General features: G+C 47.7%; 7 protein-coding genes. 6 read left to right on the top strand and 1 reads right to left on the bottom strand.

Features of this window, described 5'->3' with window-relative positions; all coding sequences use genetic code 11:
- Positions 1 to 33 precede the first annotated feature (33 nt).
- Positions 34 to 5,178, bottom strand: a complete 5,145-nt coding sequence (locus GWC95_RS04900; protein WP_161817581.1) for a T9SS type A sorting domain-containing protein — start codon at positions 5,176 to 5,178, stop codon at positions 34 to 36.
- 298 nt (positions 5,179 to 5,476) lie between these two features.
- Between GWC95_RS04900 and rpsL the strand changes: the two genes are divergently transcribed.
- From rpsL to GWC95_RS04870, 6 genes are all read left to right on the top strand, one after another.
- Positions 5,477 to 5,857 (top strand): 30S ribosomal protein S12, encoded by a 381-nt coding sequence (gene rpsL / locus GWC95_RS04895; RefSeq protein ID WP_068242627.1) that lies wholly within the window; start codon positions 5,477 to 5,479, stop codon positions 5,855 to 5,857.
- 35 nt (positions 5,858 to 5,892) lie between these two features.
- Positions 5,893 to 6,360 (top strand): 30S ribosomal protein S7, encoded by a 468-nt coding sequence (rpsG, locus tag GWC95_RS04890; protein WP_161817580.1) that lies wholly within the window; start codon positions 5,893 to 5,895, stop codon positions 6,358 to 6,360.
- A gap of 676 nt (positions 6,361 to 7,036) precedes the next feature.
- Positions 7,037 to 7,477, top strand: a complete 441-nt coding sequence (locus GWC95_RS04885; protein WP_161817579.1) for a hypothetical protein — start codon at positions 7,037 to 7,039, stop codon at positions 7,475 to 7,477.
- A complete protein-coding gene (locus GWC95_RS04880; protein WP_161817578.1) occupies positions 7,467 to 8,003 on the top strand; it encodes a T9SS type A sorting domain-containing protein in 537 nt (178 codons plus the stop codon). Before GWC95_RS04885 ends, GWC95_RS04880 begins: the two co-directional genes overlap by 11 nt.
- Before the next feature lie 301 nt (positions 8,004 to 8,304).
- The gene (locus tag GWC95_RS04875; protein ID WP_161817577.1) at positions 8,305 to 9,150 is read left to right on the top strand and encodes a hypothetical protein; all 846 of its coding nucleotides are present in this window, start codon (positions 8,305 to 8,307) and stop codon (positions 9,148 to 9,150) included.
- A gap of 124 nt (positions 9,151 to 9,274) precedes the next feature.
- On the top strand, positions 9,275 to 14,345 hold a 5,071-nt coding region (locus GWC95_RS04870), incomplete at its 3' end, for a beta strand repeat-containing protein (protein WP_161817576.1).

The following is a 14,345-nucleotide window of genomic DNA, read 5'->3' as shown; positions in this document are numbered from 1 at the left end:
AGGTATGCGCTCATTGCTCAATGTTGCCACCGCCTAGTGTGCAATAATGATCTTTTGGCTGCTTACATCATTCCCACACTTGATTTCAACTATATAAATTCCACTTTGAAGATTTGCCACGGGAACGATAACCTGCCCCTGTTTTTGCATACCAAGCGGAACGGTTTTAATAAGGTGTCCGGACAGGTCAACGATCCTTATTGTTGTATTGGCCGTTTCGGTAGACGCGTACTTTACAACAATGGTATGTTTTGCAGGAATTGGGTAGGTTTTCATCACGAGGTTTTTGTTTGCTAAAAAACGATCTGTATCCGGCGGCCTGGTAGCTAACTCAAATCTCTTGTCGCCTTTACTCAATGTGTCATCTATGGTATTGAATTGATAAATGCTGTCTTTCTCGAGCGGCATCCATTTGTCCAGGTATTTATCGTGCAGCATCAAAGTACTGGATGCAGGTACTTTTACATTGGCAACGCGGAGGGAGAACCGGTTGTTCCCGTTCGCCTGTAATCCAATGGGGATAATGGTTTCATTGGTTACGGGCCTTGCATCAATGGACAGCTTTTTGTGTTCCCTGCTGAGGAAATATAAATTCACATCGTCATTGATGAATTTTTCGGCGTCGTTCCGGTCCACGCCGGCTCTTGCACTGTCCAGTTGAAGAAGCAGTATGCGGTCCCAGAAAATACTGTCCGATTCTAATCTCAGTTCAATGAAGAAAAGATCATCAGATGCGAAAGGGAGTACAGTGCCTGCAGCAGCAGTAGTTTTGCACTGTTCCGTAAAAAGCAGGCTGTTGTTGTTACTGCCACTGGTTTTGACAACGAACGCGCCAAGCACGGAAAGCGCATTTGCACTGCTGAATGGAAAGCTTGTATAGCCGCCGCGTTTTCCCTGTTGCGGGTTCCACAACCAGTAATGGTTGGCAATGCCAGGGCTCTTTGTGATTCTTGACATTTCGATATTTGCTGCAAACGGGTTCGCTATTACATGGTAGTTTGCATATGCACTGCCCGGTAAGACCACGCCCTGTTCGCCGTTGTTTATTTCTCCTGTAAGTTTCAGCAGAACGGAATTCGGATAATAGGTGCCATTGCTCCCGTCGCCCGGAGGTTTACCATCCGAACCTTGCCCCGGGGCGCCGCTGAAAAGCAAACGGATGCCTGTATACGGCTGCCACGCGTTGTTGCCAATTCCATTTGTGTTGGTGAAAGGCAGCCAGCCTGCATCGATTCCAGTCGAATCGTTTCCCCTTGTAAAATCATAACGAAATGCAGACGGTTCGTTACTGGCGGTTGTTGTAAATCCTTGTAATGATCCGTTTTCCCCTGTGATATCGATACTGTCGCCGATCATCTTCAAACCAATGGAATGATTGAATGGATGGCCGAACAGTTGAAAAGACTTTCTGCCGCCTTTGATAAGATACGTAATGGAAACCTTCCCGATAACTGCCGTGCCGCTTGCAGAAGCCCCGATCATCGCACCTTCTTTCAACAGCAGGTGATCGTTTGTTTGCAGGAAACCTTTTGTAAGAACCAGCGCGCCGCTAAGTTCGGGTTCGTGCGACAATGAAACGCCCGCAGCATTATCGATGATCAGCGTTTGTATGCTGTTCTTTTCAAAATGATCGCCATTAATGTTTTGCTGAAAGTTGCCGCTGCAGGTTATCGTTCCTTTATTTGCCTGTACCGATCCCGGCGATGCTGTAATGTTTCCTGAAAGCGAGAGGCTTCCTGTGATCGACAGTCTTGCACCATCGCCCAGTAAAATATCGTTACACGATGCCGTGTCTTTTACCTGTGGCTGATACGGGGCATCGGCAAACACCATCACATTTGTGGCAGCACCCGGGATAAAACTTCCGCACCAGTTGGCCGGGTTGTTCCAGTCGCTGCTTTTGCCGCCCGTCCAGTACCCGTTCTTTGCCAGGGAGATGCTGACGGGCACAGAGGTATCGGCACATGCACCGGACATTACTCTCCGCCTGAACCATGTATTACCGCGCAACGATGGAGGCTGGTAAAAGGCCTGGTCGCCCCCCACCTGTACAGGATAAAACCGCACAGCATCAACCGAAGAGTCCCATACATATTTGAATGATCCGGCCCCGCCAAATACCGGGCTTCCTGTGAGCAACGCGGGTGGTTTCTCTTCACAGATCAATTGATTTGTAGAGATGATATTGTTTCGCAGCGCAGGCTGTATGGATATGAGGATCGTTTTCTGGCTGGTGTTGATGCCGTCGGTCAATTCGGTAATGAGTGTATCGGTGCCGTTTTTATCCGGGTACGGTCTATATACAATACCTGCCGGGATGATATTTTTCCCGGTAGAAGTCAGGGAAAATGCTGCCAATGAAACCGTTCCCATCACGGGTGTGTTCCTGATTCGCCAGCTCACCAGCTCGCCTGCCTCGTCGTCGTTTATGGCGAAAACATTTGTTATGGTGAGAGATCCGTTTTCGCATACAAAAACATTTTCGGGTGCGGCAGTGCTGAAAACGGGAGCCACCCCATCTATCCTGATATTGGCAAGCGAAGTGGTTTTGAAATTCAGGTTCGCCGGGTTGCCGAGACTGTCCGTTATACTTTTTTTGGTTGTAATAGATGAGGAGAGGCTGATCCCGTTTTTATCAATGTCGCCGTACTCGGTAATGTAAGTGAAAAGGAGATTGTTTGTTTCGGATTGCTTCCTGAACGATAGATCTTTATCCAGCGTGCCGATGGTTAGTTTTACTACAGGTGTATCTTCTTTTGATGTGAGAATAATTCCTTTCGAAAAGCCGAACACAAACTGAAGCGTATCACCGGCCCTGTATGTTTTATTGGCCGGCAACTGAACGGCGTTGATAACGGGCGCAACCGCATCAACCAGGATCCCGTTGGATGGTGCGTTACCGGTAAAACCCAGCAGTGCATTGTTTCCCGCAATGTCTTTTATCGACGCGCCGTTCAATGTGATACTGGAGGTGGTCTTGATCCCGTCGATGTCAAGATCGTCCGGAACGATAATGTAACGCAGGAGCAGGCGATCGGAGTTGTTTCCACCTGCAAACAAAGCGGTCCTGCCCCGGGCACCTATGGTTACCGTGATGGAAGGAACACCGGCATTGGACACGTTCACCTTTTCATTGAACGTAAAAATAAAATCCAGCGTATCGCCGGTCTTGTAAATTCCTTTCGGCGGGTTTTGTACCGACAAGATATAGGGCCTGTTCGCATCAAGCGGGTCATCGGGTTGGATGACCGACGAAACAACCTGGTTCGTGTTGCCAATTGAATCGCTCATCGATAGTAAAAAAGGAATATTTTTTGATGCTTCAACATCATTGCCACCGGATGCAACAACGAATGACGATGTATAGATGCTGTCGTTCTTTTTAACCCAGGGCGAAAGAGAAAAGCCATTTATATTTCCGCCATTCAGTTTCAAAACTTCGGGATCGGGGAGGAGCGAAATGGTAACGGCAACGGTGTCGCCGATCTTCATCGACGCGGGAGGGATGTCTAATTTCCGTAATTGTGGCGCAAGTTTATCAGTAAGGTAATGGCCCGGGGCGCTGAATGGTTTGTTGTTGACCGGCAACGACAAACCGGAATCGTTCACAAGCGTAAGCGACAGGGTTCCGTTACCGTTTCCCGTATTTACCGTGATGGTAAAACCGTTTGCGTTCGAAGCAACGGACGTGACCGATGCACCCGTTACACCAACTGTTTGTAGTTCGAAATTGGAAGGCGATAGACCGGTCAGTGCCTGTGCCGTTTTCATAACAAATTGAACCGTTGCTGCGTTTGTTTTTATTACCGTTGCGGGGAGGATGGAACTCACCACCGTTTGTGTTACAATGCGAATGGTATCTCCATACGCGATGCCTCCCGCATTGATCGCATAGGCCCGGATAAAAACAACGCTTCCCTGCGGCAACCCGGTGACCAGCCTCGAGAAATTTCCGCTTCCTGTACCGGCGATGATTGTATTATTTAAGATGGAAGGATTGTTGGTAATGGCCCACACGATTCCTTTTTCAGAAATGCCTTCACCGCTGGCGCCCGCGGTTACAACCGCCGTGCACGTAGAAACCGAAGTGGCGGACAACGCCGTAACAACAGGCGCTTCAAACAGGGTTGTAAAATTCTTTGCTGCAGTGATTGCCGTTCCCAAACTGTTCTGCGCCCTGATGCGGAAATAATAAAACCTGCCGGGCAGCAATGCGGGCAACTGCGCATTGATGTTTGTATTGCCGGAGCCGGGGGGCAACGTATCCAACGGCGGGCGCAGGATAGACGGGTTTGAGAAAACGGCCGAAGTATCGTATTCAATGCGCACGATGGTGCCCGCATAATTATCGTTTACAACAGCGCTGATCTCCGCCGTATTTGTCGTGATGTTTGCTGACGCAACGGATGTAATTACGGGCGCAGTGCTTACCAGTACCGCCGAGAAATTGAAATTATCGATCGCAACAATGTCGTCGTTGCCGGTTTCATCGGCGTCATCCCATCGAAGCAGCAATTGTTCGCCTGCCTTCCAGTTGAGGCCGGTAATGGTGTAAGAAACCGCCTGTTGGTTCTCGGGCTGGTTGCCCACCAGGGTAGCAACGGAAGTGGTTGCGATCACGGATCCGAAATTAAGGTTGGGCTCGTCGGTGAGGTTCGACTGGTCTATGCTTGTGATCGTCCCCGTTTTGTAACGGCAGGTCCAGGTGTTCCTGTTTCCCGACCCTCCCTTGCGCCATTGTTCCGCTGTAAAACCGACGGTAACCTGATTCAGGGGCCCGCCCGTTTGGTTGGTAAGAACCGCGCCCATCGCATAAATACCGGCGCCGGACGACAACGAGCCCAGGGCGCGCTCGCCCGAGCCGCCTGCTCCCAGGCTGTAAACGGCGTTACCGGTAGAAGAACCTGTGGCTACCCCGAACCCCGCATTGGCGTTGCTGCCCGAAAACAGGAAGATCTGCCACCCGCCCATATTGGTTGCCGAAACCGGGGCCGCAGACAGGTTGAAAGGGCCTTTTCCGGACAGGCTGAAGGTGCCCGAGGAAGGGAGCCCATCAAAATTCTGGGCATAAACCGAACCGGGAACGGAATAAAAAACCGGGCTTACAACCTGCTGCCCGTACACCGGCCGAAGTTGGCCGGTTAGTATAAAAATGATCAAAAGACTCCATCCACGCATAAAACTGTTCCTTTAAATGATTAAAGAATTCAGCTGTAGTGGAGGTTACAGGTGCAAAGAAAAATCAGCCGGGGAACATTTCCATCAGCAGGGATCAAAAAGGGTGAAAAATAGGAGGGTGTTGCGTATTTTTACTGTGGATATATTCGCGGGTAAATTCAGGTATTCCGGGTTTATCAACATTTTTCAGGTGGATTTCCGCTTGAAATACGGCCCGCGGGCTAAAAAAGTATAAAACAATTTTGGTTTTTCCGTTCCAGCCATTACCTTTGCCGTCCGAAATTTTAAACGGTATAGAATGCCTACAATACAGCAATTAGTTAGAAAAGGTCGCGAAATTATCAGGGCTAAAAGTAAATCAAGGGCTCTGGATGCATGTCCACAGCGCCGTGGTGTATGTACCCGTGTATATACAACTACGCCTAAGAAACCAAACTCGGCGCTTCGTAAAGTGGCGAAGGTTCGTTTGACCAATAAGATCGAGGTGATCGCCTATATTCCGGGTGAGGGCCACAACTTACAGGAGCACTCAATCGTACTGATCCGTGGAGGCCGTGTAAAAGACTTGCCGGGTGTACGTTACCACATCGTTCGCGGAAGCCTGGATACTGCAGGTGTGAAAGACCGTAAAAAGAGCCGTTCTAAATACGGTACGAAGAAAGAAAAGGCTAAGAAATAATAAGAAATTCATTAATATCATAATTCGCAAATAACATGCGTAAAGCACAAGCCAAGAAATTACCACTCGCTCCGGACGGACGTTTCAACGATAAACTGGTTACCCGTTTTATCAACAACCTGATGTGGCAAGGTAAAAAAAGCACCGCTATCAATATTTTCTACGATGCGGTTGATAAAGTAACCAAAGCAACAGGTGAAGACGGATATGAGATGTGGAAAAAAGCCGTAGCCAATGTTACCCCGGCCGTAGAAGTACGCAGCCGCCGTATCGGTGGTGCCACTTTCCAGATCCCTGCTGAGGTTCGTGCAGATCGTAAGATCTCCCTGAGCATGAAATGGCTCATCCGCTACAGCCGCGAAAGGAACGGTCGTACAATGGCCGACAAACTCGCCAACGAGATCATGGCAGCAGCAAAAGGTGAAGGCGCCGCTTTCAAAAAGAAAGAAGATACCCACCGTATGGCTGAGGCGAACAAAGCGTTCTCTCACTTCAAAGTTTAAGATTGAATTTTTTCAGATACCGTTTTTACAAAACCCCGGAATTCCGGGGTTTTGTCGTTTATAAGTAAACACGACCGGCCTGGCCACACGTGGGTAGCCCGGTTGTTGAGTAAAACCCAGGCTCCCTGGCCAGGTTTATTCCGGGTGGCAAGGGCACGCCCGGCAGGTTTGGCTTTTATCCCTTTTATCTACTTCTTTCCATCCGACCCATAATCGCGTTTCGATCGGGGTTTAATCACTTCATCTCATCTCCAGGGTTTGTTCAGTCTCACCGTGCCGGTGCAGCGTTCGCCCGTTTCCAAATTGGTCAGGGGTTTTTGCCCCTGTTTGTACTGATTTTTCTGGTGCTTGTAGACTTTTCTATGTAGACATTTCTATCATTTTGTAGTGAATCACTACAAACCAGGCAGCAGTTTTTGCTGTTAACGGGTCTTTTTGTAGTGCATTTCATGCAATCCAGCGCCAAAACGATCCTTCCTGTACTTTTGCAGCTATTTGATTTTCAATCAAATAGAAAAAAATCTAAAAAAAATAAAAAAAACTTCACTCTTTTACTACACATGTCGTCTAACCATACTACATTTGTAGTGTTATCACTACCAAAGGAAAAGTAACAACTAGGTAGCTACACAAATCCAATATCCTTGAAAAAGCGGAAGCCTTTTCAAAAAACAAAATGAAAAAAACAACTCTTTTAACCATTCTGATCTGCGCGGCCATCTTCACCGGATGTTCTAAGTCTGAGGAGGAAGTTGTGGCTGAGAACGTAAAGGTTGCGCGACTGCTCACCGGCATCGGTAACAGGTACTGGCACCTGAAAGAAATCTACGTAGACAATGTGATGCAGACATTGACTGACTATCAAAAATCCTACACAAAAACATACACCATCAACGCGGCCACACAGGTGTCTGGCACTTTCCATAATTCAGACAACCTCAGCGGTACCTGGGAAATGGACAAGACCGGTGCAAGCTGGAAAGAAAGCTTTACAAGCAACGGCGGCGTACCGGTTGAACTGGTTTATTCTGTCAAGAGCATTACCGGATCTTCTATCGACGCATCATACACTGCTAAAAACGGGAAACTCGTAAGAGAAGTTTATTATGCGTATTAATAAAGGAATATATCTCGTACTGGCTCTGCTGTTTGCCTGCACTACAGGTATGACGCAGATGACGGCGGCTTCCTTTAAACGTTCGCCTGTTGCGATGATCACTACATCATCTACAACCATCGGCGGTACAGTTGCTGTTTTCAATGGCGGTAACAAATGTCTTAACGTGGTGAGCGGGCTTTCTGCCATCTCTACCATCGCAACCAACGGTACCGGTAAATTCGGTGCTTCATGTGCTGAGGTTGCACCGGTAGCGGATGTGCTCACCATCACTTCAATCACTGTTTACCCTAACCCGACCCATAGCCTTACAACTTTGAAATGTGACGGAGTGTTCGATGCCAACCTTTTTGGCCAGGTTCGCATCATCAGCATGGACGGAAGGGTGATGATGAGCCAGATGATCCCTATGCAGGATCTGAAGGCCGGTCATATTCTTAATGTTGCTTCCTATGCAGCCGGAACCTATGTTGTTTCAGTTGATTTTATGAACAAACATTACACAACGAAATTGATCAAAATTTAAGCGCACTACAGGGAAGCAATCGGGTATAATTCGGTATCTTTGTAGTATGAACACTACGGATTTTTACGGATACCTCCCTGTAGTTGAAAGAAGTTTTTGTAACATCTTGCTGGTTCATAGAAAAAGTTCGTATATCCTATGAGAAACTATTTTTTAGACCGCATAGCTGCAACAACAACAATAGAAGAAGTCGTATCCTATGAAAAACTATTCAGTATATTACCTGTAACGGGTAATATATTGTCATATACATACGTTTCTATTTAAGCTGAAATGTATATATATTAATAAACTGATTACTATGAAACAATTTCTCCTCAGGGTTCTCGTAATGGCCGTTCTGGTGTTTATCGCCGGGAACACCATCGCGCAGCCACCTCCCGCCTGGAACGAAACAGCGGTGGCGAAAGATTCCTACAACAACGTAGCTAAGAACAGGAAGATCTATGTAAAGATCAATATCAGGCAAGGTAATTTGTCCAACGCCCCCATCTGGGCCGAGGTTTTCGAAACCGTAAGCGATGCAGACGGTGTTTTTAACATTGTGGTGGGACGTGGCGTAAACGATGCGGCCATCACCCCAAATCCGTTGGCCGATCTGAGCAAAGTTGACTGGTCTATGGGTCCTTTCTTCATGAACTTTAAAGTGGCGGTTGCGCCCACCATTCCTGCGGCATGGTGGATCCCGGCCGACAATTATGTTGATATCGGCACAACCGAACTGCTTAGTGTGCCTTACGCGATCTATGCAGGCAATGCAACGGTTACAAACGTAAACACCAGCATCCAGCCGGGTCCGAAAAATACTTTCCTCGTAACCGACAGTGCGGGAAATGTAAACTGGAGAACCCCGCAGGCGGCAAACACTACGGTTACCACGATCACAAACTTTAATGTGAGCTTCAACTCGGGCACAGGCGTGAACGTTGATATTCCCCCAAATACCACTTCTGTGGTGGATGTAAAACTGGAAGGCGTTCAAGTCGGAGATCCGATACTGGTTACACCGCTGAACGATTACCCGATGTGGTCCATTTACAGTTCATGGGTAGAGAAGCCGAATTATGTGCGGGTGAGGTTCGCGAATTATACGCCAGATACTGTGCATGTCCAGGGCAGCCAGTATAAAATTGTGGTGATCAAATAAAAAAGCTGATCGTTATTATGAAAATAATATTGATTAATTGATAAAACGAACTTAACGGAAGATCAACTTGATAGTAAGTAATTTGAGAAGGAAATATGGCAAGCATGTCACGGTAATCTGTGTCATGCTCTTCTCATTTATATATACTACCAAGGCCCAGCAGCTCGGTGATAACCTCGGTAGCCATATTGCGAAGAAGGCGCTCGACATGAACAAATGGGACATTCAGGACGCGAACGGGGTAATGATCGGTACGGCTGCCTTCCTCAATAAATTTATCGCGTTCCAGATAGACGCAACCGAAAAAGCGATGCTGATTCCGCGCATCGCCGATACCTCGTTGATCCCTGGTGCAAATGCGGTGAACGGGATGATGATCTTCCAGACCAGCGACCAGAAATTTTATTTTCATACAGGTGCAGACGTCCATCCGGGGGGCATCACAGGCCATTGGCAGGAGCTCGGAACCGCATCCGGTAGCGGCAGTGCCGGCGTGATCTCGTTGAACGGGCGCGCGGGGCGGATGATCATCGATTCGGGATCAGTGAACAACAACCCGGCCAATTCGGGGATCTCGATTGTAAACAATGGCGATACGATCCGTATCATCGCAAAAAATACTTCACCCATCTGGAACGCAAACCGTTTGATGGGTAATTTAATTTCAGGAACGGCGCCGGCTTCAGGACAAGTATACGCATGGAACGCTGTTGCGAACCAGTGGGAACCTACAACCATTTCGCAAGTACAATTCTCCGGAAATGGTACGCGAGCGGATTCGATCGTAACCACGCTAAACGGAACCTTACGAAAGATACCATCGAGCGATCTTCTGTATGTAACGGATATTGCGATGCTGCAAAGCGGCCTGCTGAAGATCAGCGATACGGCGGCGATGCTGAGCAGTGTGGTGCACATTAAAGACACCGCTGCGATGCTGGATGGTTATGTGCGCAAAGGGAACGTACCGGCATCGGGTATTACAACGGTGTCGATCGTAAATGCAAATGGAATATCAGGAACGGTTGCCAATCCAACAACAACACCTGCGATCACACTCACACTCGGTAACATCACACCGGTATCGGTAGTGGCATCGGGCAACATCAGCGCAGGCGGAACGGTAAGTGCGTCGGCTGTGTCGGCAACAACACTCAATGGTACGATCGTACAAGGATACCAGCCTAACATCACCACGCTTGGCACACTGGGCGCATTGACCGTTGCCGGAAATGTTACCGGGAATACATTCAGTGGAACATCCGCAACCTTTGGGGATCTTTATGTGCCGGGAACCATCGTTGGTGGTGTGTTCAGCGGAACGCTTTCTCCAGGTACAATCGCGGGTATTACAGCATTGAGCACATTTACAAACATCACGGTAACCAATTTTGCAAACATCGGAACGATCAGCGGTACATTGATCTCGGGTAACCAGCCAAACATTACTGCCGTAGGAACTTTATCAGGATTAACAGTTGCAGGAACGGTGAACGCCAACACGGTCAATAGCCAGAATGCGAACCTCATCAATGCAAACATTACCAATCTCACAGGATTACAAGGCCTCTCTGTTACAGGTGGCGTTTCTGCAGGAAGTCTTTCTGTAACAAATGGCATTACTGCGGCAGGTATTTCCGTTACCGATGCGGTAATTGCAAACCGGGTTAATACCGATGTATTATCGGCTACAACAGCGATCATCAGCAACCTGGGTGGACTGAACAATCTTACGGTTACGAATAACATCGATGCGAGAACAATCAGCGCCACTATCACCAATGGTTACCAGCCGAACATTACAACCGTTGGTACTTTATCAAATCTGACGGTATCTGGAAATGTTACTTCAGAGAATTTGAGTGTAGTGAATGGAATTATCGGGAACCTGACGGTGCCGGGTGTGATCACGGGAGGAACATTCAGTGGAACTTTATCGCCGGGCACACTTAACAATATTACTGCATTGGGCAACCTGCAGGCGATCACGGTAGCTGGCAATGTAACTGCGGGATCGATCAGTGTTGTGAATGCGAACATCACGAACCTGGGCGGACTGCAAAACCTGACTGTTGCCAATAACATTGATGCAAGAACGATCAGCGCAACGATAACTACAGCGAACCAGCCATACATCACGGCTTTGGGTACATTGACGGGCCTGAGTGTGAACGGAACGGTTGATGCGAAAGTTTTGAGTGCGATCAATGCGAGCATAACGAACGCAAACATTACGAATCTTTCGGGGGTGCGGTCGTTGAGTGTTACGGGTGCAATTGAAGCGGCCAGTCTTTCTGTGTCTGCGGGTGTACTTGCAAACAACCTGTCTGTGACCGGTGGTGCTGCGGTTGGAAATCTTTCTGTGACCAACGGGATCACAGCGAACGATATCGCCGTAACCAACGGGATCACTGCAAATAATTTAGCCGTTACAAATTCGGTTACTGCAGGAAGCATATCGGTAACGGATGCGATTGTTTCGAATAAGATCAGCACGGATGTTTTCACAGCGACAACGGCCAGCATAACAAATCTTGCCGGCCTGAACAATCTTACGGTTACCAATAACATCGATGCGAGAACAATCAGCGCCACTATCACCAATGGTTACCAGCCGAACATTACAACCGTTGGTACTTTATCAAACCTGACGGTATCTGGAAATGTTACTTCAGAGAATTTGAGTGTAGTGAATGGTATCATCGGGAACCTGACGGTGCCGGGTGTGATCACCGGAGGAACATTCAGTGGAACTTTATCGCCGGGCACGCTTAATAATATTACTGCATTGGGCAACCTGCAGGCGATCACGGTAGCTGGCAATGTAACTGCGGGATCGATCAGTGTTGTGAATGCGAACATCACGAACCTGGGTGGACTGCAAAACCTGACTGTTGCCAATAACATTGATGCAAGAACGATCAGCGCAACAATAACTACAGCGAACCAGCCATACATCACGGCTTTGGGTACATTAACGGGCCTGAGTGTGAACGGAACGGTTGATGCGAAAGTTTTGAGTGCGATCAATGCGAGCATAACAAATGCAAACATTACGAATCTTTCGGGGGTGCGGTCGTTGAGTGTTACGGGTGCAATTGAAGCGGCCAGTCTTTCTGTATCTGCGGGAGTACTTGCAAACAACCTGTCTGTGACCGGTGGTGCTGCGGTAGGAAATCTTTCTGTGACCAACGGGATCACAGCGAACGATATTGCCGTAACCAACGGGATCACTGCAAATAATTTAGCCGTTACAAATTCGGTTACAGCCGGAAGCATATCGGTAACGGATGCGATTGTTTCGAACAAGATCAGCACGGATGTTTTCACAGCGACAACGGCCAGCATAACAAATCTTGCGGGCCTGAATAACTTGACGGTTACGAATAACATCGATGCGAGAACAATCAGCGCCACTATCACCAATGGTTACCAGCCGAACATTACAACCGTTGGTACTTTATCAAACCTGACGGTATCTGGAAATGTTACTTCAGAGAATTTGAGTGTAGTGAATGGTATCATCGGGAACCTGACGGTGCCGGGTGTGATCACCGGAGGAACATTCAGTGGAACTTTATCTCCGGGCACGCTTAATAATATTACTGCATTGGGCAACCTGCAGGCGATCACGGTAGCTGGCAATGTAACTGCGGGATCGATCAGTGTTGTGAATGCGAACATCACGAACCTGGGCGGACTGCAGAACCTGACTGTTGCCAATAATATTGATGCAAGAACGATCAGCGCAACAATAACTACAGCGAACCAGCCATACATAACAACATTGGGTACGTTGAATAATTTATCGGTTGCAGGTGGCGTAGAAGTTGGCGGCAACCTGACAACTACCGGGAACCTCACGGCGCAATCACTCAGTGCAGTAAATGCGATTGTGAACAATGCGAACGTTAACGGAAATCTTACATCAACCGGAACAATAACTTCTCAAGGCTTGAGCACTGTAACCGGCCTGATCGGTAACCTGACTGTTCCTGGAACAATCATTGGTGGAACGTTCAGCGGTACACTCGGAGCGGGTGCATTGTCAAGCATCACCAATCTTACATTGAATGCATTGACCGTGACTGGCAACATCACCGCGCAATCACTTAGTGTTGTTGATGCGACTGTAAATAATGCGAACGTTAACGGTAATCTTACTTCAACAGGAAATATTACTGCACAATCACTCAGTGCAGTAAATGCGACAGTTAACAACGCTAACGTAAACGGCAACCTTACCTCAACCGGAACAATAACTTCTCAAGGCTTAAGCACTGTAACCGGCCTGATCGGTAACCTTACTGTTCCTGGAACGATCATTGGCGGAACATTCAGCGGTACACTCGGAGCGGGTGCATTGTCAAGCATCACCAATCTTACATTGAATGCATTGACCGTGACTGGCAACATCACTGCGCAATCACTTAGTGTTGTTGATGCAACTGTAAATAATGCGAACGTTAATGGTAATCTTACTTCAACAGGAAATATTACTGCACAATCACTCAGTGCAGTAAATGCGACAGTTAACAACGCTAACGTAAACGGCAACCTTACATCAACCGGCACAATAACATCTCAGGGATTAAGCACAGTAACTGGCTTGATTGGAAATCTTACTGTTCCTGGAACGATCATTGGCGGAACATTCAGTGGTACACTTGGAGCGGGTGCGTTGTCCAGCATCACAAACCTCACCTTGAATGCATTGACTGTGACCGGCAACATCACTGCCCAATCATTGAGCGTTGTTGATGCAACTGTAAACAATGCGAACGTAAACGGCAACCTTACATCAACCGGAACAATAACTTCTCAGGGATTAAGCACAGTAACTGGCTTGATCGGTAACCTGACTGTTCCTGGAACGATCATTGGCGGAACATTCAGCGGTACATTAGGAGCAGGCGCATTGTCAAGCATCACAAACCTTACATTGAATGCGTTGACTGTGACTGGTAACATCACTGCGCAATCACTTAGTGTTGTTGATGCAACTGTAAACAATGCCAACGTTAATGGTAACCTTACTTCAACAGGAAACATTACTGCACAATCACTCAGCGCAGTAAATGCAACAGTTAACAACGCTAACGTAAACGGCAACCTTACCTCAACCGGAACAATAACTTCTCAAGGATTGAGCACAGTAACGGGCTTGATCGGAAATCTTACTGTTCCTGGAACAA

This window comes from Sediminibacterium roseum, assembly GCF_009939005.1.
Classification (GTDB): domain Bacteria; phylum Bacteroidota; class Bacteroidia; order Chitinophagales; family Chitinophagaceae; genus Sediminibacterium; species Sediminibacterium roseum.
Note: the sequence above shows the minus strand (reverse complement) of the source record. Positions and strands in the feature narration are given on the sequence as shown.

What these genes read in the sequence shown, in the direction of transcription:
- GWC95_RS04900 (WP_161817581.1), bottom strand. Translation starts at nt 5,178, where the DNA reads ATGCGTGGATGGAGTCTTTTGATCATTTTTATACTAACCGGCCAACTT.
- rpsL (WP_068242627.1), top strand. Translation starts at nt 5,477, where the DNA reads ATGCCTACAATACAGCAATTAGTTAGAAAAGGTCGCGAAATTATCAGG.
- rpsG (WP_161817580.1), top strand. Translation starts at nt 5,893, where the DNA reads ATGCGTAAAGCACAAGCCAAGAAATTACCACTCGCTCCGGACGGACGT.
- GWC95_RS04885 (WP_161817579.1), top strand. Translation starts at nt 7,037, where the DNA reads ATGAAAAAAACAACTCTTTTAACCATTCTGATCTGCGCGGCCATCTTC.
- GWC95_RS04880 (WP_161817578.1), top strand. Translation starts at nt 7,467, where the DNA reads ATGCGTATTAATAAAGGAATATATCTCGTACTGGCTCTGCTGTTTGCC.
- GWC95_RS04875 (WP_161817577.1), top strand. Translation starts at nt 8,305, where the DNA reads ATGAAACAATTTCTCCTCAGGGTTCTCGTAATGGCCGTTCTGGTGTTT.